This is a genomic window from Hymenobacter properus, assembly GCF_015694735.1.
Taxonomy (GTDB): domain Bacteria; phylum Bacteroidota; class Bacteroidia; order Cytophagales; family Hymenobacteraceae; genus Hymenobacter; species Hymenobacter properus.
The window spans coordinates 563692-589433 of sequence record NZ_JADQDP010000004.1; the positions used below are offsets into that span (position 1 = coordinate 563692).

The window sequence follows — 25742 nt, forward strand, 5'->3', positions numbered from 1 at the left end:
AGCCCGGGCACTACTGTTCTACCTAGTTATGGTTTTTTACCCACCCCAAAAACCATAATTACATGTCACCCACCATATTATACTGTTTACTTACCGCGGTGGTCGCCCTTGTGGCGGGCTACCTGGTAGGTAAACAGTTGGCCGGCAAAGCCCGGCTCGACCATGAAGGCGAGGCCCAGGCCCGCGCCCAGCAAATCCTCCGCGAGGCAGAGGAGAAAGGCAACCGCCTTCGCGACGAAAAGATAAAGCAGGCCGACGAGCGCCTGGAGCAGAGCAAGAACAAGTTCAAGAGCCTGCGCAACGAGTTCGACCAGGAAAGCAAGCGCCTCAAGCAGGCCCTCGACCAGGAGCTGACCGAGCGCCGCCAGGGCGTGACCGAGCAAGAGCAAAGCATCAAGCTGCTCACCGAAACCACCCAGCGCCAGCTGGAGCAACTGCAGAAGAAAGAAGCCGACCTGGAGCGCCAGCGCGAGAAAAACCAGGTCGACACCCAGCAGCTGCGCGACAAGCTCGAAGCCCAAGCCGAAAAGCGCCGCCTCGACCACGAGGAAACCATGGCCGAGCTGGAAGCCAAGCAGCGTGAGGCCGACGAGCAGCTCCACAACGTGCAGCGCCAGCTCGAAACCATTGCCAACCTGACCGCCGCCGAGGCCCGCGAGCAGCTGGTGGAAAGCCTCAAGAACGAGGCCCAGATTCAGGCCAGCTCTTACGTGAAGGACACTGTGGCCCAGGCCCGCCTCACGGCCACCAAGGACGCCAAGAAGATTGTGCTCGAAACCATTCAGCGCACGGCCTCGGAGCACGCCATCGAGAACTGCGTGTCGGTGTTCAACATCGAGAGCGACGACGTGAAGGGCAAAATCATCGGCCGCGAGGGCCGCAACATCCGGGCGCTGGAAGCCGCCACGGGCGTCGAAATCATCGTGGACGACACGCCGGAGGCCATCATCATATCCGGCTTCGACCCGGTGCGCCGCGAAATTGCCCGTCTCTCGCTGCACTTGCTCGTAAAGGACGGCCGCATTCACCCGGCCCGCGTGGAGGAGATTGTGGCTAAAACGCGCAAGAACATCGAGGAAGAAATCGTGGAGATTGGTGAAAAAACCATCATCGACCTCGGCATTCACGGCCTGCACCCGGAGCTGATTAAGATGGTAGGCCGGATGCGCTTCCGCTCGTCCTATGGCCAGAACCTGCTGCAACACTCGCGCGAAGTAGCCAACCTCTGCGCCACGATGGCCGCCGAGATGGGCCTCGACGTGAAAAAAGCCAAGCGCGCCGGCCTGCTGCACGACATCGGCAAGGTGAGCACCGAGGAGCCCGAGCTGCCCCACGCTATTCTGGGCATGGAGATGGCCAAGAAGTGGAAAGAGCACCCCGATGTGGTAAACGCCATTGGGGCTCACCACGATGAGATTGAGATGACGGCCATGATTTCGCCGCTGGTGCAGGCCTGCGACGCCATTTCGGGCTCGCGCCCCGGCGCCCGCCGCGAGATGATGGAAAGCTACATTAAGCGCCTCAAGCAGCTGGAAGAAACCGCCAATGGCTTCAAGGGCGTGAACCAGTGCTTCGCCATTCAGGCCGGCCGGGAGCTGCGCGTGATGGTGGACGCCGAGAACGTGACCGACGAGCGCGCCAACGAGCTGAGCTACGAAATCTCGCAGAAAATTGAGAAGGAGATGCAGTACCCCGGCCAGATTAAAATCACCGTGATTCGGGAGATGCGCGCCGTAGCGTATGCGAAGTAACGTGTAGCGCGTGCTTCGGCTCGCGCCCGAAAGCAACCCAAAGCAGCCCTCGCCAGTCATGTGGCGGGGGCTTTTTTGTGCCTAACTTCCTGCTCGTACTCGCAGCTTGTCCTTCTTCCAGCCCAGCTTATGAACCAACGGTTACTGTTCTTACTAGGTGCCGGCTTCGGCTTGCTGCTGCCTGGCTGCGTGGTGTACATGCCCATGCAATGCGCCGCGCCGCAGATTACCGACAAAAAGCAGGGCGAACTAACCCTCAGCACCTACCTGAACGGGCGGGCCGAGCTAGCCGGTACCTACTCGCCGGTGCGGCATCTGCTGGTGCGGGCCGCCATCAGCAATCTGCGCGACAACAGCAACCCCAAGGATACCACTTACTACCGCGGGCATCAGTACGACCTTGGTGTGGGCACTTACTGGCTGCTGGGCCACCGGTGGCTGGTGGGCGGGCTGGGCGGCTTCGGGCAGGCGCGCAGCAACGCGGCCTTCAACCGGTCGGGAATTATTTTTCCTTCCACCCACTACGAGTACGATGCGCGCTACAACAAAGTATTTGGAGAAGTGTATGGCACTTTCCAGGCCAGCGAGGCTGTGTCGTTTGGGGCGGCATACCGCGTTACTCAGGTAAACTTTACGTCCCTGACCGACCTTCACGGCCCCGTGGATTTGAGTAGCATGACCCGCAGCGAGCCCATGATTTACTTCCGGGTGCGGCTGGGCGATGGCCCCACGGAGGACCGCCCAGTGCAGCTGCAGGCGGCGTGGGGAAGCTCGACCACGTTCGGCTACGTGGAAAATGATTCGTACATCACCTACCCAGCTGGCGTGCGCGACCTGAAACAAGGCCGGGGTTACACCACCATCGGCATCACCCTTTTTCCGCACTGCCTGTTCCGCAAGGCCCAACTGCCCGGGGCGGGCCGCTAAGTATGCCGCTTAGGTCCGTTGCAATTCTGGTTGCACCGCTTCCCAAAGCGTTTCGGAGGCCTCGCAGCAAAAAATTAGGGTTTTGTTTCAAAAAAAGATTTCACAGGCCGGGCAAACAGCCCGTTGGTAGTGGCCACATACACGGTACCCCGCAGGTATTCGATGCCGGTGATGGTGGCCCGCTCCAGGCCGTCATTCTTAAGGGTGCGCAATGTGTAGCGGGGGCCGTTCCAGCGCAGGGTGTAGAGCTTGCTGCCATACACGCCCACCAACGAGTCGTGCACCGGATAATAGTTGGCCAGCGTGAAGTCCAGCGGCGTGCCCGTCGATTTTAGCCAATTTTCGCCGTTATCGGTTGAGGTCAGTATTTCGTTGTACTCAATTGGGGCGTAAACGGTGTTGCCCCACTTGTAAAACGCATCGACTGCCGCTGGCCCGTATACCTGCCGGAACGTGCCGTCTGCCTTGATTTTGTAGATGCCGTTGCTCGCCAGGTTTACGAGGAAGTAGTCGTCGATGGCTTCGAGGTTGCGCACGTAGGCGCCCGAAGAGTTGATGCGCGGAATGGTGACCTGGCGTGTGGTGACGACGGGCGCCGGCCCACCCAACGCACCGGGAGCAACGGCCGCCAGCACAAACGTGAAGGCCCGGTCGGCGCGCTTGTTGTCGTAGGGCGCCAGCAGGTAGTTGGTGGGGGTAATGGCCATGCATTTCGACAGCGAAAATACTTGCGTGTTGAAGCGTGTGGCGGCCGGGTCGAATTGACGCAGGTTGAAATAGAACAGGTTATTCAGCTGCTCCCGGTTGCGGGCAATGACCAGCGACGTATCCGTGTCCGGATACGCAAAGAAGCTGGGGCCAATGGGCAGCCGCACGCGCACATCGGCCGGATACCGCCCCGCTGTGGTGGTCAGGCCATTGCGCTGGCTTCGGCCGGTGAACTGGCTGAATAAACCGGGCTGCTGCAGGTAGAGGTTCTGGCCATCAGTGCCGCTGCTCATAATTACCCGCGCCAAACCGAAGAGGCTAGGCACTTCGGCCCAGCTTGATTGCTTTTCTACTTCCTTGATTTCAATCTGGGTTTCTACTTCTTTTTTGCAGCTGCCAAACACAGCGCCGCCGAAAAGAAGAAAGCCGAAAAAGAAGCGAGAATGCCGCATACAGCAATGGGTAGAAGGTGAAATGCGTAAATTGCTTTCGAAGATAACCCCGTATTTCTTGCTACGCCTTTCCACTTTCAGCTACCTCGGCTTTGCCCTCGCCCTGGCCGCCTGCGCCGCCCAGCGCAACCCCTACGCCGCCACCAATAAGTCCTACAAGCAACAGGTGAAGGCCTACGCCAAGGCCCTGCGCGCCACGCCCGTGCCCACGCCGGGCGCCGACAGCCTGCTGCAGGGCGCCTACTGGGTGGGCACCACCAACTTCAACCTGCGCAAGCCCAACTACGTCGTCATTCACCACACGGCGCAGGACTCCACAGCCCAGACGCTCAAGACCTTCACGCTGCCGCGCACGCAGGTGAGCGCCCACTACGTGATTGGGCGCGACGGCCGCGTGTTTCACATGCTGAACGACTACCTGCGGGCCTGGCACGGCGGCGCGGCCAAGTGGGGCAACACCACCGACATCAACTCCTCCTCCATCGGCATCGAGCTGGACAACAACGGCACCGAGCCTTTCTCGGAGCCGCAGATTGCCAGCTTGTTGCGCGTGCTGGTGGGCCTGAAAAAAGCTTACGGCATTCCGGCCGCCAATTTCATCGGCCACGCCGACATCGCCCCCACCCGCAAAAACGACCCCAGCGCCCTCTTCCCCTGGAAGCGGCTGGCCGACAACGGCTTTGGCCTGTGGTACGATGCCGGGCCGCTGCCTAGCCCCTTCGTGGCCGACAGCGCAGCCGCCCTGGCCAGCCGCCTGCTCACGCCTACTGTCACCACCCCGGAAGAAGTAGCGCCCGTCGCTCAGCCGCAGCCAGCCGATACCAGCAAAGTAGACGCGCAATTGGCCCGGCTCAACAGTCCGATTACCAGTTTTAACCCAAAGGATGCCTTGCGCATCATCGGCTACGACACCAAGGATTTACCGGCGGCCATTCGGGCGTTTAAGCTGCATTTCATCCAGACAAACGTGGCAGGCCCGCTCACAGAAGCCGATAACCGCATTCTGTACAACCTGTATAAGAAGTGCTTGTAGGCGGCCTAAGGCCTTTATATTTCGCCGGTAGAAGTACCTCGAGGCGGGCGGACCAAGTAAAATAATTGTATGCTAGAAGTTTCCCAGCGTGGGCAGGCCATGCCCGTTTCGCCGTTTCGCAAGCTGCTGCCGTATGCCGAGGCCGCCCGCCAGCAGGGCAAAATTGTGTACCCCCTCAACATTGGCCAGCCCGACGTGCTGACGCCGCCCGAAATGCTGGACGCCGTGCGCCACGCCGACGTGAAAGTGCTGGGCTACGCCCCCGGCGCGGGAACCGACAGCTACCGCCGCAAGCTCGAAACCTACTACCAGCGCGCTGGCATTCCGGCCCGCTTCGAGCACATCATGGTGACCACGGCGGGCAGCGAGGCCATTCACTTCGCCATGCTCACCTGCCTCAACCCCGGCGATGAAATCATTGTGGCCGAGCCCTTTTACGGCACCTACACGGCCTTCGCCATTGCGGCCGGGGTGAGCATTGTTGCCGTCACCGCCCACATCGAAGACGGCTTTGCCCTGCCGCCGCTGGCTGATTTTGAGGCGGTGATAACGGAGCGCACCCGCGCCATTCTCATCTGCAACCCCAGCAACCCCACCGGCTACGTGTACCGGCGCGACGAGCTGGAAGCCCTGCTGGGCTTGTGCAAAAAGCACGACTTGTATTTGCTGTCCGACGAGGCCTACCGCGAATATTGCTACGACGGCGCCCAGGCCACCAGCGCCCTCAGCTTGGCCGGCGGCGAAAAGCACGTGGTAATGCTCGACACCATCTCGAAGCGATACAGCGCCTGCGGGGCACGCGTGGGTGCCCTCGTCACGCGCAACCCCGACGTGTGGCTGGCGGCCTTCCACTTCGGGCAGATGCGCATTTGCCCGCCGGTGCTCGAAATGCTGGCCGCCGAAGCCGCCGCCGACCTGCCTGCCTCCTACTTCGACGGCACCCGCGCCGAGTACCAGGCCCGGCGCGACCTCACCGTGGCCGCCCTGCAGGCCATGCCCGGCGTAGTGTGTCCCGTGCCGGGTGGCGCTTTCTACGTCATCGCCCGCCTGCCCGTGGACGACGCTGAGAAATTTGGTCAGTGGCTGCTCGAAGCATTCACGCTTGATAACCAGACGCTGATGCTCTCGCCCGCCAACGGTTTCTACCACACGCCGGGCTTGGGCCGGCAGGAAGTACGCCTGGCCTACGTCATCAACCGAACCGACCTGGCCGCCGCCCTCACCTGCCTGGCACAGGGCCTACTGGAATACCCGGGCCGCGTCGAACCTCAACCAGCTGGCCGCGTAGAAGCTGCCATTGCATCCTGATTTTAATCCCTTTTTAATTCCGAATGGACGCCCGCATTGCCCCCGCCGTTGAAGTTCCGACCAAAGACTACCGCGGCACGCTGCGGTTCTGGCACTGGGCCAATGCGCTGCTCATCAGCCTGCAACTGATGACCATTCTGTTTCAGAAAGTAATAGTGCGGGCCAAAACGGCGGTGCCGGAGTTGCAGTCGTCGGGCAAGGAGGTATCGGTGCCGCAGGCGCGGGAGTTGGCGCACATCATCAGCGAGCGCATCTGGGCCTGGCACATCTACTTCGGCTGGACGCTGGTGGCGCTGTGGGTGTTCCGGCTGGGCCTGCAGCTGTCAGGCCCGTCGGAGCTACGGTTCTCGGCGCGGCTGATGGAAATTCTGCGGTGCTACCGCTTGGCTCCCCCCGCCGACAAAAGCAAAGCGGGCAAGATTCTATTTGCCAAAACGACTTACGCGCTGTTCTACCTCTTCATCACCATTATGGTGGTGACAGGCCTCATTCTGATTTTCGAGGACGTGTCCTGGCTGCGGGGGATTCATCACTTGGCCGAGGAAACGCACAACGTGACGATGTTCCTAATTATCGGCTTTATCCTCATTCACGTGGTGGGCGTGGTGTGGGCCGAAATGAAAGAAGACCCCGGGTTGATTTCGCGCATGGTGGGCGGTGAGGCGAAGAACAGCAAGGCCTAACAAGTCGCCTGTCATTGCGAGTGGAGCGCAGCGGAACGCGACAAACGAAGTTCAGCGTAGCTAATCCGTCCTCTCAGCCGCGACCAGCCCTGAGCTGTGATGAAGTCATTTATTCAAGCAAAAAGCCCCGGCACTGCGCAGTGCCGGGGCTTTTCATTTTAAGGGTTGTCGCAGCTAAAAGAGCGTTGTCACAACTTAGGGCTGGTCGCGGCTGAGAGGACGAATTGCCGCGGGCTACGCCCTTGCAATGACTGACGCTCCACATTGACGCGCCTCGTTCTGTCTCTGCTTACTGGCCGCTGCCGACCGGCTTCTGCTCCAGCTTTTGCATGGGGCTGCTGCTGCGGCTGGTTTGCTGCTGCATGGGGTTCGGCGGCGTCTGGAACTGCTGCTGGAACAGCTCGAAGCGCGAGGCGGCGGGCTGGCGCGGGAAGGCGTTGTTGCTCAAGTCGGTGTCGGCCGTTTGCTGGAAGGGGTCGATGACGAAGCTGATGACGGGCTTTTTCGTCACGATGACCTTCGTAACCTGGGCGTTGTTTTTGCGCCAGATTTCGGCCGGGATGGTCTGGATTTCCTGGGTGTTGTCGGCGTAGGTCATCTGCAATACCACGGGCATCACCAGGCCGCCCACGTTGCGCAGGCTCAGCTCGTAGAAGTTCTGCGAATCGCCGAGGCGCTGCTTCTGGTCGTCGGTGAGGGTGCCGAGGTAGGCGGTGTAGCGCTGCTGGTCGGCGGGCGTCACGGCCAAGGGGTCGTAGCTGTTGTAGAAGTCTTTCAGCTCGGGCTTCTCGTCTACCAGCGTTTGCTTGATATCGGTGGCGTTGCGCTGGGCCGTGATGGACTGCGGCGCCGCAGCTTTCTGCTGCTGCAGGCGGGCGTTTTCTACCTGCGGGTTCTTGGTGTTCACGTTGTAGCTCTTCACCGACTCCAGGGCCAGGTCGGTGTGGTCGGTGGTGTAGAACCAGCCGCGCCAGAACCAGTCGAGGTCCACGGCCGAGGCGTCTTCCATGGTGCGGAAGAAGTCGGCCGGCGTGGGGTGCTTGTAGGCCCAGCGCTGGGCGTAGGTTTTGAAGGCATAGTCGAACAGCTCGCGGCCCATCACAGTTTCGCGCAGGATGTTGAGGGCCGTGGCGGGCTTGCCGTAGGCGTTGTTGCCGAATTGCAGCACCGATTCCGAGTTGGTCATAATCGGGGTTTGCAGGCTCTTGTCGGTGGCCATGTAGGCGGCAATGTTGCGGGGCTCGCCGCGGCGGCTGGGGTAGTTGCGCTCCCATTCCTGCTCAGTGAGGAACTGCGTAAACGAATTCAGGCCCTCGTCCATCCAGGTCCACTGCCGCTCGTCGGAGTTCACAATCATCGGGAAAAAGTTGTGGCCCACTTCGTGGATAATCACCGAAATCATCCCGTATTTCCGCTCGGCCGAATAGGTGCCGTCCTTCTCGGGCCGGCCGCCGTTGAAGCAAATCATCGGATATTCCATGCCGCCGATGGCGCCGTGCACCGAAATGGCGACCGGGTAGGCGTAGGGAATGGTGTATTTCGAGTAGGTTTTGATGGTGTGGGCCACCACCTGGGTCGAGTATTGGCCCCACAGCGGGTTGCCTTCCTTGGGGTAGTAGCTCATGCACAGCACGGGCTTGCCGCTCTGCGTGATTTGCATGGCGTCCCAGATGAACTTGCGCGAGCTGCACCAGGCAAAGTCGCGCACGTTTTTAGCCACGTAGTTCCAAGTTTTGGTGCCGGTGGCGCGGTTGCCCTCGGCTTTTATGGCCTCATCCTGGGTCACGATGACCACCGGCTTCTTGGCGCTTTTGGCCTGCTCCATGCGCTTCAGCTGCGTGGCGCTCATCACCTGGGCAGCGTTTTGCAGCGTGCCGGTGGCTCCCACCACGTGGTCGGCCGGTGCGGTAATGCTCACCTTGTAGTCGCCGAAGGGCAGCGTGAATTCGCCGTTGCCGAGAAACTGCTTGTGCTGCCAGCCCTGGTTGTCGGAGTACACGGCCATGCGGGGGTAGAACTGGGCCATCTCGTAGAGGTAGTTCTTGTCGGCGGGGAAGTACTCGTAGCCGCAGCGGCCGCCCTTGGTGGCGTCGTTGATGTTGTAGTGCCACTTCACGTTGAACGACACCGACTGGTGGGGCCGCAGCGGCGTGGGCAGGTCCACGCGCATCATGGTATGGTTCGTGACGGTGTGCAGGGCCTTGCCGTCTTTGCCGGTCACGCTCTCGATGCGGAAGCCGCCGTCGAAGTCATCTACCAGCGTTTCGAGGGTGCGGAACGGCATTTTGTCGCTCAGCGAATTCACCTCGGTGGCCGTCGTCATCGAGTTTTTGTCCCAGATGTTCTGGTCGAGCTGCACCCAGAGGTAGGGCAGCGTGTCGGGCGAAAGGTTGGTGTAGGTAATGGTTTCGCGGCCAGTGAGGGCCTGCTTGGCATCGTCGAGCGTGACTTTGATGTCGTAGTCGGCGCGTTGCTGCCAGTAGTCGGAGCCGGGGGCGCCGCTGGCGGTGCGGTAGCTATTAGGGGTCGGCAGCATCGTTTCGAGCTGCGCGAATTTGTCAGTACCGGAGTTGGTGGTTTGCGCGGCGGCAGGCAGCAGGCCCGTCAGCGCCAACCCCAGGCCGGCCAATAAAAAACGACGCATAGAAAAAGCGTTGGTTAAAAATCAGAAAAAGCGAAAGCTGGGAAAGTCGCTAAAGTTACGTCAGGGTTGCGGCAATGCGGAGCCTCACCCTTGCCCTTATGGCCACAGCTGTTGCATTAGCAGTACCGTAGCAATGCCCAGGGCCGCGCCGCTGGTGGTCAGCAGCCAGTCGCGCCGGCTCACACGCAGGCTGCCGAGCAGCAGGGCACCCAGTAGCAAGATGATGCTCACTATCAGAATCTGGCCCAGCTCCACGCCCACGTTGAAAGCAAACAACTCCTCAACTGGTCGGCTATTGGCTCCAAGCAAGGACTTTAAGTAAGACGAAAACCCCAGCCCGTGAATCAAGCCGAAACCCAGCGCCAACGCGTTGGGCGCAGCCGCAAACATGGGCGCGCGCCGCGTGATGAGCCGCCCGGCACCGCGCAGGTTCACCAAGGCCGTTACTATGATGGTTATCGGAATCAGGGCCTCGATGACGGCCGGCTTGAAAGCCACCACGCCCAGCGTGGCCAGCGCCAGCGTGAGCGAGTGCCCCACGGTGAAGCTCGTGACAAGGGCCAGCACCCGCCGCCAGTCGTTGAGCACGTAGGGCGCGCACAGCGCCAACAGGAACGTGAGGTGGTCGGCCGCCCGCGGCGTGCAGATGTGCAAAAAGCCGAGCTGCAGGTAGGTTTGGAAAACGGACATGGAGAGAAGCAAAGCCGCGCAAAAGTCCGGTAACTTAGCGAGAAATTTACCCTGGTCTTTTTTATGAAGCAACGCTACCCTCTGCTTCTACTGTTTACCCTATTGGCGCACGGGGCCGCAATGGCCCAAACTGCGCCCGGCCCAATGAGCAATTTTGCCCGGGTGCCCCTCACCCGCCAGGATACCGCCCGGGCGGTGCACGAGCTGTTTCAGAGCCGGCGCGGCGGGTTTGGCTGGCTGGCGTTTGGCGGGGCAGGCATGGCGGCCTCCATCATCCCGGCCCAGCAGGTCACCAGCGCCGGCGTCTGGACGCCGGGCGTTGTCTTTGGCGCGGGGTTCTCAGCGCTGGGCATCAATTCAGCGCCTTGCGCACCAGCTACCTGGCCGGCACACCACTACCGCCCAATATCCGCGCCAAGCTGAAACCCCAGCACCTGGCCGCCAGCCGCAAATACCCCGAGCGCTTGGAGCGCCGGGCCGCCCGGCGTCAGTAAGGCGCATTGGCCGCACTTTGCCTTCAACATTCCTCCAATCTACTTTTAATGAAAAAACAAATACTTTGCCTAGGCTTGCTTCTGGGCCTGGGCTTGCCTGCTTTTGCGCAGCAGGCTGTTCCTACCGCCACCCTGTCGCGCGCCGATAGCGCGCAGGCCGTGCACCGCCTGTTTAGTAAACACCGCACCGGCGGCATCGTGTGGGCGGTTATTGGCGCGGCCTTCACTGGGCGCATTGCGGGCGCCGCAGCTAGTGGCTCGGGCAATGCCGGTGGCGCGGTGGTGGGCATACTGGCCCTGGGCGGCGTGCCGGCCGGCATCGGTGTGGGCAAGCTCGTGCGCTTCAGCGGCAGCCGCGAGGCGGCGGCCATTAGCGCCCTGGAGGCTGGCAAAGGCCTGCCACACTACGTGCAGCGCCGCCTGCGAAACGCCAAGTATTTTAGAGACTAAGCTGCTCAGTGAACCAGACAAGCCCCGCTGGCGCATGGCCGGCGGGGCTTTTTTTGTCTTCGGGCCCGGCCGCCGTGGGGGCGAGCGGAGGCCCTAACTATAGCATTCGGGTCACTGATTTGCCCCGGCGAGTTTAACCCGTTGCTTCTGGTTGTTCATGGTCACGACCTCTACTGCGCCATCCTCCAACTTCGGCACTTCAAGGGCGAGCATGTGGTTGCCCCGGTGGTCTTTCGTAAAAATCGTGCTATTGGGTTGGCTTATCCGCTCTGTGGTAATGGCATTGTAAGGCCCGGGCAGCACAGGCTTGCCGGCTTTGTTCACCAAAGTATACGTACCGTTCAGCTTGGCCACCGCCACTCCCGCTGCAAAATACGATACCAATAACCCACCGTTAGCCGCCTGCACCTTGTGGCCTTTGGCGTTAATCATGAAGGTTTCATTGTTCTTTATCACCATGGCGTACCCGTCTTTGAAAGGCCCAACCCAGTCGAAATACCCCGTGAGGAGTTTGCCCGTGGCGTCCATGTATGCATATTGCACGGCCACGGGGTAGGCATGGGTTGTGTAGATTATCTGGGCGGAGGGAAACTGGTCGCGGCTAGCGTTGGGCACGAGTTTTCCACACACAGCGTACCCGTTGGTGAACGTAGAGAGCGACTGGCAATTGGAGGTGAGAAGCGTGATGCGGCCGCGGCGGTCCATGTAGCCAGCACTATCGCCTTGGAAAAACACGACGCCGTCGGCCGTTGGCACCAGCGCATCGTAGCGGGCCGGCACGATGAACCCTTCGCGCAAGTCGAAGATGCCCGCCTTGTACGTGGTCCGGTTCTTCACCACAAAGGGATGAGCCCCTAGTTCCGACGAACTCCCTTCCAGGTAATATCCCGGCAGGTCAACCACCCTATTTGCCGTGGAGATAAACGTAAAGTCCGTGTCTCCGCGGTTGCGCGTATGCAGCCGGAACCAATTGTTGCCGACGTAGTCAAACCCCTCTCCTTTGTACTTGATGGGTACTACCACCTTTCCCGTCCCATCCAGCACCCCAAATTTCTCACGGCTGCCCACCAGCCACCAGCGGTTGCCGGGCCCCGTGGGTTGTACAAAGGCGTACTTCCCGCTTAGCCATTTAATGGGCCGCAAGAGTGTATCGGTTACAATTTCTGGGGAGCCCAGGCTGCGGTTGATGAAAACGACGCTTTGCGTGGTCGCGTAACTGTAGCCAATGACAGAATCAACCAGGGTGTGGCCTTGCACGTCTGTAATTCGATGCAGTGGCTGGACCCCGTTGCTGCTTTGGTTTCTGTAAGGCACCATGAAGAATGGCAGCAGCTTGCGCACCGGCTGCTGCTTTAGGTTGGGCACGACGGTTGCAAAAAGCTGGTTGGCTCCTGCCTCTCCGACCAGGGTTGACGCCGGCACAGCGGGGCTGAATGTGCGCGTGTCCAGCACGGCGCTGATGATGGCGGAAGGATGCACTGGGTCGAGGTGCAGCTTGCTCACCACCAGCCGGTGCAAGCCAGGGTACATTTCAAAGCGCAGGGTGCCCGCCTCCTTGTACAGCACTCTGCCCTGTGCGTTGAAGAGGTAGGTGATGCCGTCTTTTCGGCCCTGCAGATGCTGGCAGCCCGCCGCTTCAAGCTCGTCGTACTCCATGGGCAGCACCTGCTTGCCCTGCCGGTCGATGGCTCCCCACATCTTCACGGCGCCCGGCGACATGGTTACCTTTATCAGGTCCGGGGTCATGGGGTTGGTAAACTCATAGGTGAAGGGAATGATGAGGACGTTGCGCTCATCCAGCACTCCCCACTTCCCGTTGTCGTCGCGCTTGTGCCGCAGGCCATACGACTCATTGATGCCTAGCAGCCCGCACTCCTGCGCCTGCACTACCGGCAGTCGCCACAACACGCTGCTGAGTAGCAGACACCAGAATTTGAAGCGCATAAGAAAGAAGAACTTTGGCGGGAGGAGGCCCCGGCCAAAGGTAAAGGCGGTTCCTTTAGTTGCTATTGCACTTGTCTTCTTCCCCGCCGCCGTGGCCGGGGTGGCGGGGGGTTCTCGCGGGCGTATCCTTGAGCGCAAGCGGCTTGCACCATTTTAGAGCCCTTTGGCGTTAACTTGCTACAGCACCAGCCGCCTTATTGCCATGTCTTCCACCGCCCCTATTCAACCCACTAAGCTCAATAGCCTACAAATTAGTTTGCTTCGCTTATTTGAGCGCGGTATGAGTGACGAGGACACCCAGGAAATCCGGGATTTAGTTGTCGCGCACATGTCGAAGAAACTACTAGCCGAAGTAGAGCGCGTGAACGAAGAACGTGGCTACACTGGGGCCGACGTTGACGCCATGCTCAACGACCCTTCCTGATGCAGCGCTTGGTTGTAGACACCAATTGCTTGCTGGCTTCCATCAACCCGCGCGGCGCTTATTTCAAGCTATATGAACTGTTCATTTCTAAGGCATTCGAATGGGTAATCAGCAACGAAATTCTGACGGAATATGAGGAGCAAGTAACGCGCCGCTACTCAGCCGCCACCGCGCAGCAAGTTCACGAAGTACTGCTTACTGCCTCCAACACTTATTTGCAAGAAGCTTACTACAAATGGCAACTGATTGAAGCTGACCCCGACGACAACAAGTTTGCTGACGTAGCCATTGCCGCCAACGCCGACTACTTGGTCACCAACGACCGGCACTTTGAGGTACTCAAGGGGCTGGAGTTCCCACGGGTGCCCGTTGTTAGCTTGCAGGAGTTTCTGAGCAGCTTTTGATGCATTGAGCTCAAAAGACAAAAGTCCCACCAGCTTCGTGCTGGCGGGGCTTTTTGCTATCTGCCTACACCGCCGCCGTGGCTGCCGGGGCCGGGGTAGCGGGGGTTTCTAAAGACACGTTAAATTAACTGCATGATAGAACTTGCTAACATCCGTACCTTATTTGACGAACTATGGCCGATGATGCATGGCAGCCAGTCTCACAAACAAAATTGTATTCGCCAATTTTCACAGATTAAAAAAAGTTTTGAAAAATGGCCTGACGACTTCGACAAATTGCTTGCAGGATTGGATGCAGTCGAGGGCATAGGACTGGCAATTGCTAGTGGATTAATCTGGTCTGTTTATCAAGATGAAGCAGTCCCTTTTGATAAGTACACAATGACTTATGCTTTAACGGAAAAGATTTTAATCACAAATTCTATATCTAGTGGGAGGTACACTTCAGCGTGCGAGAAAGTAATGGAATATTGTGCAGGGTTCAATTATACAGAGGAAGACGGTACAGAAAGGGATTATGAAATACAAGACTTTGTTATTGAGTCTATGGAAAAGATGCGCGAATACCCAGCACTGATAGAGCCTAGGTAACTCCATTCGCAAAAAATGCGAAAGCCCCGCCAGCACAGTGCTGGCGGGGCTTTCGCATTTACAACCTCAACTCCTACTTACACCGTGGGCAGTTCCACGTTCACAAACCGCACTTGGCCGTCTTCTAACTCGGCTTCCACCACGGCGTCTTTGCTGACTTTGCCGGCGAGGATGTCCTTCGATAGCTCGTTCAGAATCAGGCGTTGCAGCACGCGCTTGAGCGGGCGGGCGCCGAAGGTCGGGTCGAAGCCCTGCTCGCCAAGGAAGTCGAGCACCTCGTCGGTGGCTTCGAGTTGGATGCCCGACTCGGCCAGGCGCTGCTGAATCTGCTTGAACTGGATGTCGACAATCTTGCGGATTTCCTTGCGCTTGAGCGGCTGGAACATCACGATTTCATCGATGCGGTTCAGGAACTCGGGGCGCATGTGCTGCTTCAGGCGCTCCACCACTTCCTCGCGGGTCTGGTCCACCACTTCGTCGTGGTTGAACTCGTTCAGCTCTTTGAAATTGCGCTGAATGATGTCGGCCCCGGTGTTCGAGGTCATGATAATGATGGTGTTCTTGAAGTTCGCCACCCGGCCTTTGTTGTCGGTGAGGCGGCCATCGTCGAGCACCTGCAGCAGGATGTTGAACACGTCGGGGTGGGCCTTCTCGATTTCGTCGAGCAGCACCACCGAATAGGGCTTGCGGCGCACGGCCTCCGTGAGCTGGCCGCCTTCGTCGTAGCCCACGTAGCCGGGAGGCGCGCCGATGAGCCGCGACACGGCGTGGCGCTCCTGAAACTCGCTCATGTCGATGCGCACCATGGCGTTTTCGTCGTTGAACAAATACTCCGCTAACGCCTTGGCCAGCTCGGTTTTGCCCACGCCGGTGGTGCCCAGGAAGATGAACGAGCCGATAGGCCGCTTGGGGTCCTGCAGGCCGGCGCGGGAGCGGCGCACGGCGTCGGAGATGGCCGCGATGGCTTCGGACTGCCCAGCCACGCGCTTGCCCAGCTCGGCTTCGAGGTTGAGCAGCTTCTCGCGGTCTGACTGCAGCATTTTGCTCACCGGGATGCCGGTCCACTTGGCTACTACTTCGGCGATGTCCTCGGAGGTCACGACTTCCTGCAGCATCGAGCCGCCATCTTTGTTGGCGTTGGCCTGGTCCTGCAGCTGCTTCAGCTTCTGCTCGGCTTCCTGGATTTTGCCGTAGCGCAGCTCGGCCACGCGGCCGTAATCGCCCTGGCGTTCGGCCTGCTCGGCTTCCAGCTTGAAGCGCTCGATGGCTTCTTTCTGCTCCTGGATGCCGGTGAGCACGCCTTTTTCGCTTTCCCAGCGGGCTTTGAGGCTGTCGCGCTTCTCGCCCAGCTCGGCCAGCTCCTTGCTGAGCACGGTTTCGCGGTCCTTGTTGTCTTCGCGGCGGATGGCCTCGCGCTCAATTTCGAGCTGCATAATGCGGCGCTGCACCTCGTCGAGCTCCACGGGCATGGAGTTCAGCTCGATGCGGAGCTTGGCGGCGGCTTCGTCCATGAGGTCGATGGCCTTGTCGGGCAGAAACCGGTCGGTGATGTAGCGCGAGCTCAGCTCGACGGCCGCAATCACGGCGTCGTCGGTGATGCGCACGCCGTGGTGCAGCTCGTACTTCTCCTTGATGCCGCGCATGATGCTGATGGCGTCTTCCTGCGAGGGCTCGTCGACCATCACGGCCTGGAAGCGGCGCTCCAGGGCCTTGTCTTTCTCGATGTACTTCTGGTATTCCTTGAGCGTGGTGGCGCCGATGGCGTGCAGCTCGCCGCGCGCCAGGGCGGGCTTGAGCAGGTTGGCGGCGTCCATGGCGCCCTCGCCCCCGCCGCCGGCCCCGATGAGGGTGTGCATCTCGTCAATGAAGAGCACAATCTGGCCGTCGGAATCGGTCACTTCCTTGATGACGGCCTTGAGGCGCTCCTCAAACTCGCCCTTGTACTTGGCGCCGGCCACGAGCAGGCCCATGTCGAGGCTCATGATGGTTTTGTCGCGCAGGTTTTCGGGCACGTCGCCGGCCACGATGCGCTGGGCCAAGCCCTCCACGATGGCGGTTTTGCCCACGCCGGGCTCGCCGAGCAGAACGGGGTTGTTTTTGGTGCGGCGCGAGAGGATTTGCAGCACGCGGCGGATTTCCTCGTCGCGGCCAATCACGGGGTCCATCTTGCCGCTGCGCACCTGCTCGTTGAGGTTGCGGGCGTAGCGGTTCAGGCTCTGGTACTGGTCTTCGGCGCTCTGGCTCGTGACCTTGCGGCCCCCCCGCAGCTCCTGGATGGCGGCTTTGGCGTCCTTCTCGTTGAAGCCGGTGTCTTTCAGCAGGGTGGCCACGGCGTCGCGGCCGCCGAGCAGGCCCAGCAGCAGGTGTTCCACGGACACGAATTCGTCGCCCATGTCCTTCATGGCGGCGTTGGCGCGCTGCACGGCGGCGGCGGCCTCGTTGGCGAAGTAGGGCGAGCCGCCGCTCACTTTCGGGTAGGCGGCCACGATGGCGTCGAGGCGCGGGGTGAGGATGTTGAGGTTGGCCCCGAGCTTGTTGGCCAGAAACGAGAAGACGTTCTCGTCGCTCTGGAAGAGGCCCTTCAGCAGGTGGCCCGTCTCAACAGCCTGCTGCTGGTTGCCCCCGGCGATTTCGGTGGCCTTTTGCACGGCCTCCTGCGCCTTGATGGTGAAGTTTTTAAAGTCCATGTTGCGTAGTCTCTTTAGGTAGGTGCTTCGGGTTAGGAAGTTTGTACGAGGGGACTAGCAAAGGGGGTGCAAGAGTGGTTTTTCGGACTTTTTGGCGGGAAACCAGCAGATAAATTACTCGAAACTGGACAAAGTTTCAGCCGCACCTCCAAAGTCATTGTACTTTTTGCCACGAAGCATTACGGCGTATGGAGCTTGTAGCTTAGCGGCAAAGCTGATTTTTTTAATAGCTTTATTACCAGGCTCTTCATCTGTAATGTGTGATTTATCAATATCACCAATGAGGCACGCTTTATCCGTTCTTCCCTTCATGTAGCTGTCTCCTGCTTTACCCCTACTCGGACCTATTCCAACTATGGTACTGCTGGTATCTATGAAGAAAGATTCTGGAGTTATTTCATCCAATACAAGTGCATATCTGGACCCTGTTACCCTAATTCCATCAGGAACGGGCTTCCAATTAACACCATCTTCTGAGTACTCCTCAGCGGGCAAAATGTCTGGGTCAGCATTAGAAATAACTGACTGCATCAAGAGGTACACTCCTTTAGAGTTCTGCTGAATCCTTGATTTAACAAAAGGCTGAACTTGTTGAATTGGATGGCACGCCGAGCCGCCATAGCCCCAAAACACCTTCCCAGTTCTTTCAAATTCCTCGTTTTTCCTTGCTAAGATTTGCTCAAACGTCTCACCTGCGTGAGCGCCTACTTTCATGAATATAAAAGCGTCTTCTTGTGCCATGTTTTTGTTATTCAAAAGGAACGAATTCGTAATCGAATGATGGCATCTTACCACCACCTGTCTTATCTGTTACATATCGCACAGTTAAGGGAGAAAATTTACCGTAAAAATTTGCCAGCATATCAGGCTTCAAATCTTCCGAACCATATGGCAAAGGAATAAATTCTATTCTATCAAAAGTCATTGAACATGACGTGAGTTCTGGACTATCATCTAAATGATAATGATGAAACTTGGGTAGAAGCTGCGAAACATAAAAGTCATTAATTAACATATACTGCTGAGTACTGAACATTAATTGCTTAGTCCACAAATACTCAGGATAATCAGCAATCACTAAACAAGCAACAGCATTCTCCTTGCATGCTTCAATACCTCGCTGAGCAAACGCCTCAATACTCCTCCCCTCATTACTAGCCCCGTATGGGGGGTTAGTATAAAACCCATCAAATTTTTGCCACAAATTTTCGGGCAGTGCTTCAGCAACATTGTATAACTGAGCTTTGATTTTTTCTCTATACCATATTTTTTAGCGAATCTATTTACTGAAGAAACTATTCTATCGTCAAAATCTAGTAGAAGAATAGAGTTAGGTCCTGAGCTCAAAATTCCTAAGCTATGCAAGTGGGCTAAACTTAAACCTATTGCATCCCCATCACCTATTAACACAATGTCCTTTTTATCAAAAATTCTGCTTATATGTTCAGTCTGAAGAATCATATCCCCAGCTTTCATATAAATCTGGTCAAATTCTCGTAAAGCGACTGGTCTGTTTGTTATTACTTCAGACAATGCATTTAATGCTTCTCGAAGATTTATTGAAGCCATGTTTAAAGTTCTTTTATTAATTGCAAAAATTCATTGCCTGTTCTTGGAAACAAGTAACGCAAAACAATCAGTACCATTGCCACTATTTCAGCAAAAACAGCTAATATAAATATTTTAGCTAAATTTTCCTCTGCTTTAATGACGCCAAACCCTATTAAAAAGAAAGTCGTATTCACCAATATTATCTGAATACCTAATGCTACGAGAATACACCACGCCACCTTTTGCCGCAGCTTTCTTTCTGCTTTATTTTGACGTTGCCAAGCACCTACCAAAGTTTGCAGTTTGAAACTTTGGTCTTTGGCCTTAGTCACTCTTTCATAACCCGATATTTTCTTTTCATCTAATTCTGAATCAGAATGAACCGCCTCCCCAATTTCCTCAATCTGTGCCCTTATTTCAGGCGGCAATGAATCAAGAGAATCTGGCATGTTAATTGAGTCCTAATTCATTTATCCTGTACCCCATGGATGCTTCAGAAACCCCAAATCTCCATGCCAAATAGGTCAAATCGTTATTACGCTCAAATTCTTTCTTTACTAGACGCTTAGGCATCAAAAGAGCAGCAGCGAATTTATTAGCCTCAACTTCCTTTCTCTTGGAAGACCTTTGCTCGCCATCTGGCAGTTGTTGGCGAAACAAATTCATTGTATCGTCAACAAATTCTCCGTCCTCCTCCATTAGGTGAAGGAAATGATGACCTAATTCGTGTGCAATTGTGAATCTTTTCCTAGTATCCGAGTCCTGTCGATTTACTAGAATCATAATATTGTCGCCACGTTTAGAAATCATTCCTGAAAGACTTCCATCCGAAAACTCAGCGTTATGGATTTTGATACCAAGCCTATTAGCTAAGGTAACGGGGTCAACAGGAATAGAATTCGCTTCATTATTGCGAAGTATTTCGTCGACCTTGCGTTCGATTTCAGCCTTATTTACCATGGTATTTGGATTTTGTATCAACTCTTCTTGCAATACGCTAACCATTTGACCGGTGTTATTATTTCATGCTAACTAGCATGGCAGGCTAAATGTAATAGCTTTCCCGAACTTTGTTGCTTCAAGGAGTTGATTTTTTTCGCCTAGCCTAAACATAGCAATGCTCATACGTACCGCAGAAGCTTTGTTTCACGCGTAACGAGTAGAGTAACAAAGGCTAATTGAGAAGCCCCCGTTTCTTCCGCAGCGGGCGCGCGGGGCGGGGGTGGGTTATTCACCCAGTCCCATTTGCTGCGCAAAATCTGCCAAAGTCAGTATGCTGGTGGAACCAACGCGGCCCAGCACCAGCAGGTCCTCATCACCGGTAAGCAAATAATCGGCTTGGCTGTCCAAGGCGAGGTTGAGCAGGAAGTTGTCTTTGGGGTCGCGGCACAGCGCCACCGCCGACGTTACCGGCGTGGTGGGAAAAGCGTCTAGGTAGGCGCGAAATACGGCCAGGTTTTCAGCCGTGATGTACTTGCGAAACTTGGGCCGCTGCAGCACCGCCCGCAGCTCGTCTTTGAGGGCTTGGCTAAACACGAGGGTTATCCGTTTATCAGCCGCAAGCCGCTTCATCCGCTGGCCAGTGAGGCTATTGGGCAAGATGAAACGGCTTATCCAAGCATTAGAGTCGGCTATGACGCGCAGCTTATTTGCGCCGGGCATGTCGCTCGGTGCGTACCGTTTCTATTTCCCGCGCAATGTCGTCCTCGGTCAATTTTGAAGTGGCAGCACTTGCCCGGCGATTGACTTGCTTGCTGGCTACGTCTACCAACTTACCCAAATTCCTCTGAATGCGGCCCGCCAATAGCGCTTGCTGACGCGGCGAGAAGCGCAGCACAGCTTCGGCTATTTTCTCGTAATCGGTGTTGAGCGGCAGCGTCGACATAAGAGTTATAAACGGTGGTGTCTTGCAAAACGAAGATACAACTTGGCTGGTTCGGTGTTGCTACACAGAAGCGGCTGTTTCTTCAGCGGCGGAGACAGCGGGCGCGCGGGGCGGGGGTGGGTTACTTGCGCGTCAGGAAGTAGCCGGCGTACAGCTGGAACGCATTGTTCCACATGTCTTCGGTGGGTCTGATTTGGCCATTAAAAATATAAGGCTTGTTGAGGCGCGCGAGGCCGCCATTGAAGCGGAAGCCGAGGAGAGGGCCGCTGGCAAACTGGTACCCGATGCCGGCAGCGTAGCCCACATCTACCTTTTCATACAAGTCCCGGTCATCGTAAGTAGTGCTCTTAAACGTTGCTTTAGCGCTGAGCAAATAGCCAAATTGTGGACCTCCTTCCAGGAAAAAACCGGTTTCACCCAGGCGCGCTTTCACCATTATCGGCAAATCCAGGTAGGTAACAACCGTATTTATATCCGATACCAGTTTGTTGCGGGCCCCTTTCTGCGAATACAACAGCTCGGGCTGCACCGAAAACCGGTCCGTCACTTTGATGTCGGCCATCACGCCGGCATGGAAGCCCAGGCGATACGCATTGCTGGCCGAGCTAAGCTGCTGCGGGTCGACGCCGCGGAACTTGGTGTAGGAAGGCCCGGCTTTGAGGCCGAACCGTACATTTTGGGCGGAAGCGGCCGTGGTAGCGGCTGCGAGAACGATGGAGAGAAAGGTCAGTCTCATAGGAAGGAGGAAATATGTATTTGCCTGGGCCAAACGTTCAACTCGTGCTGCTATTGCCTGCGGGCCCGCAGTTGCGCCAGATGCTTTCGCATCTTCCATTGCGGGCGGGGCAGGGCCTTAGCGCAGGCACCCACGTTGTTGATGAGTCCCGAACCTGCTGCCTGGTTGCAACGGCTCTCCTCCCCTGCTTGTGCTTTTATATTTGCAAAATATTATTTTATTGGCTGTGAGCAAGCTTAGCCCCAGACAGAAGAGCGTATTGCAGTTGCCGTACGCCAGCACGAAGCTGCGCGAAGGCGGCCGCCCAGTCCACGTCACGTACGACTCCTTCGGCGCGGTAGCCGCTGAATACACCTTTTTCCCACTCATGCGGGTGCTTTATGTGCGCTGGCACGGCCACGTCACGGCAGACGAGCTGGTGCGCGCGGCTCAGGTGGGCCTGCGCATCAACCAGCAGCTGCAGCCGCTGGGCCTCATGCACGACATCCGCGGCACCTCCGGCGACTGGGGCGACGCGGCCCCGTGGGTGGAGCACGAGTGGATTCCGGGCATCCAGGCCCACTGCGCGAGCCTGCGCAGCATCGGTTTCTTATCCGATGCCGACACGCCAGCGCCGTACACCAACTTATTGCTGCTCGACAAGTTGAACCAGGAATTCGAGTTTCAGCGGTTCTACTCCCTGCGGGCGGCTTGGCGCTGGATGGAGCAGCGCACCATGCACCGCCAGGACTAGCTGTTGTTCAGCAGCCCGGGCACGAAAAGCCGCGCGGGTCAGCACCTAGCCCAGCCGAATGGTATGCTCCACGCGCAGTTGCTCCAGGAAGTACGCATCGTGCGATACCACCAGCAGGGTGCCGCGGTAGTCCTGGAAAGCGGTGGTCAGGATTTCCAGGTTTTGCAGGTCGAGGTTGTTGGTCGGCTCGTCCAGGATGAGCAGGTCGGGGGCCTGGGCGCTGCTGGTGAGGCAGCACAGCAGCAGGCGCATCTTTTCGCCGCCGCTCAGGGTGCGGCAGGGCTTGTCCCAGTATTCTTTGGGAAACAGGAAGCGCGCCAGGCGAATCTTGACTTCGTGCTCCTGCAGCCCCGCGGTGTTGAACTGCTGCACCTGCTCATAAACGGTTCGTTGGCCGTTGATGAGCGAATAGTCCTGGTCGATGAACACCGCGGGGCCGCCGGCACGGTAGAGCGTGCCCTGCGTGGGCTGCAGCTCCCCGGTCAGCAGCTTGAGCAGGGTGGTTTTGCCGGCGCCGTTGGGCCCGTGCAGGGCCCAGCGCTCTCCGCTTTGTATCTGGAAATTCAGGCTCTCGGACCACAGCGGGCGCGGGCCGTAGCCATAGTTCAGCTCGTGGGCCTCAAACAGGGTTTTGCCTTGGTGCAAGGCCGAATCGGCCACGCCAAATTTCATTTTGTCTACTTCGGGCAGCTCATTCCGTAGCTCGCTTAGCTTCTGGGCCAAGGCACCTACTTTCTCGGCGTGCTGGCCTTTGAGGCGGGCGCCGCTGTTTTCGGCGCTGTTGCGCATCATGCCCAGCACAATGGTGGGCAGGCCGGCTTTATCCTGGCTTTTCTTGCCGCGGGCGTCTTGCTTTTGCTGGCGGGCCAGGGCTTCGCGCTCGGTTTCGCGCGCCTTACGCAGGGCTTTTTCCTGGCTTTTCACTTCCTGGTGCAGGGCGGTGCTTGCAAGCTGCTTCTGCTCGGCGTAGAAGTCATAATTGCCGCCGTAGAGCGCAATGCCGCGCCTGCTCAGCTCGGCCACCGCGTCGAGCAGGTTCAGCAGCTTCCGGTCGTGGCTCACCACCAGCAAGGTGCTGGCGCTGCTGCTAATGAAATCGTACAGCAGCTGCCGGCCGGCGTGGTCGAGGTGGTTGCTGGGCTCGTCCAGCAGCACCAGCTCGGGCTGATGAATGGCCAGGCCGGCCAGGAAAACCTTGGTTTTCTGGCCCCCGCTGAGGCTGGCCAGAGGCTGCGTCAGGCTTAGCTCGGCCAGGCCCCAATGCTGCAGCGCCTGTTGGCTTCGCTCTTCCACGGTCCAGTCGTCGTCCAGCGTTTCCAGGTTGGCCTCGGTGGCCTCGCCGTTCAGGATTTCCTGCAGGGCTTTCAGCTTAGGCTCCACGCCCAGGGCCTGGGCCACGGTGAGGTCGTCGAACTGACCGAAGTGCTGCGGCACGTAGTACGGCGGCGCGCTGGCCTGCACGCGCCCCACAGACGGCGCCAGCTGGCCCGCCATAATTTTCAGCAGTGTGGATTTTCCTACCCCGTTGTTGCCCACCAGCGCCATTTTTTGGTGGGCGCCGACGGCCAGATTCAGGCCGTCGAACAGCACGTCTTTGTTGGGGTGTGCATACCCCAGGTTTTGCAGCAATAGCATGGTTTCATTCTCAAAAAAGCGAACGGATATAGCCGCCCGCTCGGCGGGTGGGCTACTCGATTTTTGGATGAAATCAGCTATTACATAAAGCGGGCTTGGGTGCTGTTGCGGGCAAATTTACGCTTTTATTGCCAGACGCATCGTCGGTCTCTGCCGGTCCGCGGGCTCAGGGAGTGTCGTCGGGGGCCTTGTGGTAGGCGTCGAGGGCCTGGTCGAGGGGTTGGCCCTGCCTATGAATACAGTCGCAGAACTGGTAGCCGGCCTGGGTGCGGTGGCCGCGGCGGCCTTTGAACTGCGAGCGGCAATCGGCCAGCGTGTTGCGCGGCATCACGTCGAATACGTTGGTGACGGCCAGCACCACCAGCACCACCGTGGCCGCAGCCCCGGCGAAAAAGGCCTTGGGAAATTTCTGGCTGATGCGGGCGGGCTCCAGCGTTGCCGGAACCGGCGGTGGGCTGAAGGGCAGCAGGTACTTCAGCCGGTCGTAGTACCAGCAGAGCAGAAAAACGTTGGCCACCACCATCAAGGGCGAGGTAATGAGCGAGCCCTCAAACCGCACCGCCAGTGAGAGAATGCAGATGTTGAGGATGATGGGGAAATACAGCACCGCGCCCAGCACGGCCGTGCCCGGAATGAGCAGTAGAACGGCCGCCGTCATCTGCGCAATGCCGATGTAGGTGTAGTAGTAGCCGGTGTGCGACAGGGCTTCGAGGTAGTGCCCCATGGGCTGGTTGTCGGACAGGGAAGTAAACCGCTCCCCCATGATTTTCACGAACCCCGACGGCAGGAAGCCGGCCGTCAGCGCCACCCGGCAGAACACCGCGAAATACCGCATCCAGCGGTTGTGTTTGGCCTGCGCATGCAGGAGGTCGAGCGTAGCAAAAACGTGCATGAACTTGCAGAAATAAGGGAGCGTGTGCCGTGGCGGCCGCTGGCAGGGCCCGGCAAGGCAGCCCCGGGCCCAGCCCCGCGCCGACGTTTTTTCGGGCTAGGCCAGTTGCCGATTCGCCGTTGCGCCGGCGCGCCGAAACAGCAGCCCCGCCACCACCCACAGCGCCGCAAACACCCCGTTCGCCACCAGCACATTCAGCAGGTGCACCGAGGGCTCGGCGGCCGCGCCGGTGGGTTTCCACACAAAAAGCGCAATGGCCGTAACCAGCACGTAGGTCAGCCCCGCCCCAAACATGGCCCGCGACATACCCGCCGGCCGGAAGCGAGCTGCAAAAGCCCCAATGAGCGCCACCGCCAGCACGCCGCCGTAGAGCAGGTTGGCCGGGTTGTCTTCGCTGCCCACCAGGCCCACGGCCAGGTTGGCCCACACCAGCAAGAGCCCCGCCGCCACGGCCACGCCCACGCCCAGCCGGTAGGCGGTGTTGTTCCACTTCCGCGCGATGAGCACGAACGTCAGGCCGGCGCCAAATAGCAGGCCGCCCGCCACCACAAAATCAAACACCGACCAATTTACTTCCGTGCTAAACTGCATGGCCACCAGGGGAATGAGCAGAAGTAGCGCTACCACCAGCGCCAGGCGCGCAATGCTTTGGAGAAGAGTCATGACCGTAAGATTTAAGGGTTGAAGAATTTGAGAAAACAATGGAAAATTGCCGGGCCGGATGCTTGGCACCCACGGCTAGCGCCGGGAAACATGCCCACCGGACCGAGCTACTGAAACCGGTGCTGGCATTAACATCACAAAGGAAGTAAAAGAACTTTGTAATTCAAAGTTTATTTACGCATTCAGGTTCTGCTCGCATTTCGCCATAGCAGTTGCCCATATTTCTCATCGTGCTGGAGCTGCGAGCTGCCCTTAACAGAAGTTGGCGCAGAACACCAGTCCGGTTGCGCTCACGGCAGCGCCATTCATTTCCTAGTTTATTGAAATTTAAAGCCCAGCAGTGAAGCCGTGACTCTTCCGGGACGCTATGCGGATGGGCAAACGTTTTTTCTTGTGAAAAATGCATCCAAATTGGTGCATAACCAATAAAAACATTTTAAATTTGGGCTATAATTTC

The 25742-nt window shown here is 58.0% G+C and carries 26 protein-coding genes and 1 pseudogene; 11 read left to right on the forward strand and 16 right to left on the reverse strand.

Annotated elements, in window-relative coordinates:
• Positions 1 to 98 precede the first annotated feature (98 nt).
• Together rny and I2I01_RS18950 are read left to right on the forward strand one after the other, a co-directional pair.
• Entirely contained in the window at positions 99 to 1751 is a 1653-nt protein-coding gene (gene rny, locus I2I01_RS18945) for a ribonuclease Y (protein ID WP_211538038.1), read from the forward strand.
• Between the two features lie 129 nt (positions 1752 to 1880).
• Positions 1881 to 2678, forward strand: coding sequence for a hypothetical protein (locus I2I01_RS18950; RefSeq protein WP_196288070.1), 798 nt, complete (start codon positions 1881 to 1883; stop codon positions 2676 to 2678).
• Between the two features lie 74 nt (positions 2679 to 2752).
• Here I2I01_RS18950 and I2I01_RS18955 read toward each other — a convergent pair whose 3' ends face one another.
• Positions 2753 to 3838 (reverse strand): hypothetical protein, encoded by a 1086-nt coding sequence (locus tag I2I01_RS18955; protein WP_196288071.1) that lies wholly within the window; start codon positions 3836 to 3838, stop codon positions 2753 to 2755.
• A gap of 58 nt (positions 3839 to 3896) precedes the next feature.
• On the opposite strand from I2I01_RS18955, the gene I2I01_RS18960 reads away from it, so the two are divergent.
• The 3 genes from I2I01_RS18960 (at position 3897) to I2I01_RS18970 (ending at position 6862) form a co-directional block, all read left to right on the forward strand.
• On the forward strand, positions 3897 to 4871 hold the full coding sequence (locus I2I01_RS18960; protein ID WP_211538039.1) for an N-acetylmuramoyl-L-alanine amidase: 975 nt from the start codon (positions 3897 to 3899) through the stop codon (positions 4869 to 4871).
• A 69-nt stretch (positions 4872 to 4940) separates the two neighbouring features.
• Positions 4941 to 6179 (forward strand): pyridoxal phosphate-dependent aminotransferase, encoded by a 1239-nt coding sequence (locus I2I01_RS18965; protein WP_196288073.1) that lies wholly within the window; start codon positions 4941 to 4943, stop codon positions 6177 to 6179.
• A 23-nt stretch (positions 6180 to 6202) separates the two neighbouring features.
• Positions 6203 to 6862, forward strand: coding sequence for a cytochrome b/b6 domain-containing protein (locus I2I01_RS18970; protein WP_196288074.1), 660 nt, complete (start codon positions 6203 to 6205; stop codon positions 6860 to 6862).
• Positions 6863 to 7151: 289 nt separating this feature from the next.
• Here the strand turns inward: I2I01_RS18970 and I2I01_RS18975 are convergent, their stop codons facing one another.
• A complete protein-coding gene (locus I2I01_RS18975) occupies positions 7152 to 9506 on the reverse strand; it encodes a M1 family metallopeptidase (protein ID WP_196288075.1) in 2355 nt (784 codons plus the stop codon).
• Between the two features lie 96 nt (positions 9507 to 9602).
• Positions 9603 to 10196: a HupE/UreJ family protein gene (locus I2I01_RS18980; RefSeq protein WP_196288076.1), complete on the reverse strand. Its 594-nt coding sequence runs from the start codon at positions 10194 to 10196 to the stop codon at positions 9603 to 9605.
• 144 nt (positions 10197 to 10340) lie between these two features.
• Here I2I01_RS18980 and I2I01_RS18985 point away from each other — a divergent pair, with 144 nt between their 5' ends.
• Complete coding sequence (locus I2I01_RS18985) at positions 10341 to 10619, forward strand: hypothetical protein (RefSeq protein ID WP_196288077.1); 279 nt, start codon at positions 10341 to 10343, stop codon at positions 10617 to 10619.
• A 119-nt stretch (positions 10620 to 10738) separates the two neighbouring features.
• Positions 10739 to 11140 (forward strand): hypothetical protein, encoded by a 402-nt coding sequence (locus I2I01_RS18990; protein ID WP_196288078.1) that lies wholly within the window; start codon positions 10739 to 10741, stop codon positions 11138 to 11140.
• 111 nt (positions 11141 to 11251) lie between these two features.
• Here I2I01_RS18990 and I2I01_RS18995 read toward each other — a convergent pair whose 3' ends face one another.
• Positions 11252 to 13084 carry a WG repeat-containing protein gene (locus I2I01_RS18995; RefSeq protein ID WP_196288079.1) on the reverse strand — a complete coding sequence of 611 codons (1833 nt, stop codon included), beginning with the start codon at positions 13082 to 13084 and terminating at the stop codon, positions 11252 to 11254.
• Between the two features lie 280 nt (positions 13085 to 13364).
• Between I2I01_RS18995 and I2I01_RS19000 the strand changes: the two genes are divergently transcribed.
• The 3 genes from I2I01_RS19000 (at position 13365) to I2I01_RS19010 (ending at position 14503) form a co-directional block, all read left to right on the forward strand.
• Positions 13365 to 13508 carry a hypothetical protein gene (locus tag I2I01_RS19000; RefSeq protein ID WP_196288080.1) on the forward strand — a complete coding sequence of 48 codons (144 nt, stop codon included), beginning with the start codon at positions 13365 to 13367 and terminating at the stop codon, positions 13506 to 13508.
• Positions 13508 to 13912, forward strand: a complete 405-nt coding sequence (locus I2I01_RS19005) for a putative toxin-antitoxin system toxin component, PIN family (RefSeq protein ID WP_196288081.1) — start codon at positions 13508 to 13510, stop codon at positions 13910 to 13912. Before I2I01_RS19000 ends, I2I01_RS19005 begins: the two co-directional genes overlap by 1 nt.
• 132 nt (positions 13913 to 14044) lie before the next feature.
• Positions 14045 to 14503: a hypothetical protein gene (locus I2I01_RS19010; RefSeq protein WP_196288082.1), complete on the forward strand. Its 459-nt coding sequence runs from the start codon at positions 14045 to 14047 to the stop codon at positions 14501 to 14503.
• Between the two features lie 77 nt (positions 14504 to 14580).
• On the opposite strand, the gene clpB is transcribed toward I2I01_RS19010, so the two are convergent.
• From clpB to I2I01_RS19055, 9 genes and pseudogenes are all read right to left on the reverse strand, one after another.
• A complete protein-coding gene (clpB, locus tag I2I01_RS19015; protein ID WP_196288083.1) occupies positions 14581 to 17190 on the reverse strand; it encodes an ATP-dependent chaperone ClpB in 2610 nt (869 codons plus the stop codon).
• 114 nt (positions 17191 to 17304) lie between these two features.
• Positions 17305 to 17946 carry a hypothetical protein gene (locus I2I01_RS19020; protein WP_211538040.1) on the reverse strand — a complete coding sequence of 214 codons (642 nt, stop codon included), beginning with the start codon at positions 17944 to 17946 and terminating at the stop codon, positions 17305 to 17307.
• A complete protein-coding gene (locus tag I2I01_RS19025; protein ID WP_230679184.1) occupies positions 17939 to 18394 on the reverse strand; it encodes a bis-aminopropyl spermidine synthase family protein in 456 nt (151 codons plus the stop codon). Before I2I01_RS19025 ends, I2I01_RS19020 begins: the two co-directional genes overlap by 8 nt.
• A gap of 56 nt (positions 18395 to 18450) precedes the next feature.
• Positions 18451 to 18759, reverse strand: a pseudogene (locus tag I2I01_RS23315) (bis-aminopropyl spermidine synthase family protein); the annotation flags it as partial.
• 2 nt (positions 18760 to 18761) lie between these two features.
• On the reverse strand, positions 18762 to 19190 hold the full coding sequence (locus I2I01_RS19035) for a hypothetical protein (protein WP_196288086.1): 429 nt from the start codon (positions 19188 to 19190) through the stop codon (positions 18762 to 18764).
• Between the two features lies 1 nt (position 19191).
• On the reverse strand, positions 19192 to 19746 hold the full coding sequence (locus I2I01_RS19040; RefSeq protein ID WP_196288087.1) for an ImmA/IrrE family metallo-endopeptidase: 555 nt from the start codon (positions 19744 to 19746) through the stop codon (positions 19192 to 19194).
• Positions 19747 to 19968: 222 nt separating this feature from the next.
• Positions 19969 to 20403, reverse strand: a complete 435-nt coding sequence (locus I2I01_RS19045) for a putative toxin-antitoxin system toxin component, PIN family (RefSeq protein WP_196288088.1) — start codon at positions 20401 to 20403, stop codon at positions 19969 to 19971.
• Positions 20387 to 20626 (reverse strand): hypothetical protein, encoded by a 240-nt coding sequence (locus I2I01_RS19050; RefSeq protein ID WP_196288089.1) that lies wholly within the window; start codon positions 20624 to 20626, stop codon positions 20387 to 20389. Before I2I01_RS19050 ends, I2I01_RS19045 begins: the two co-directional genes overlap by 17 nt.
• 121 nt (positions 20627 to 20747) lie before the next feature.
• Positions 20748 to 21362, reverse strand: coding sequence for a porin family protein (locus tag I2I01_RS19055; RefSeq protein ID WP_196288090.1), 615 nt, complete (start codon positions 21360 to 21362; stop codon positions 20748 to 20750).
• Positions 21363 to 21588: 226 nt separating this feature from the next.
• Here I2I01_RS19055 and I2I01_RS19060 point away from each other — a divergent pair, with 226 nt between their 5' ends.
• The gene (locus tag I2I01_RS19060; protein ID WP_196288091.1) at positions 21589 to 22095 is read left to right on the forward strand and encodes a hypothetical protein; all 507 of its coding nucleotides are present in this window, start codon (positions 21589 to 21591) and stop codon (positions 22093 to 22095) included.
• 45 nt (positions 22096 to 22140) lie between these two features.
• Here I2I01_RS19060 and I2I01_RS19065 read toward each other — a convergent pair whose 3' ends face one another.
• The 3 genes from I2I01_RS19065 to I2I01_RS19075 form a co-directional block, all read right to left on the reverse strand.
• A complete protein-coding gene (locus I2I01_RS19065) occupies positions 22141 to 23730 on the reverse strand; it encodes an ABC-F family ATP-binding cassette domain-containing protein (protein WP_196288092.1) in 1590 nt (529 codons plus the stop codon).
• Positions 23731 to 23896: 166 nt separating this feature from the next.
• Entirely contained in the window at positions 23897 to 24622 is a 726-nt protein-coding gene (locus I2I01_RS19070) for a DoxX family protein (RefSeq protein ID WP_196288093.1), read from the reverse strand.
• A 96-nt stretch (positions 24623 to 24718) separates the two neighbouring features.
• Positions 24719 to 25285, reverse strand: a complete 567-nt coding sequence (locus I2I01_RS19075; protein WP_230679186.1) for a hypothetical protein — start codon at positions 25283 to 25285, stop codon at positions 24719 to 24721.
• Between the last annotated feature and the right edge of the window lie 457 nt (positions 25286 to 25742).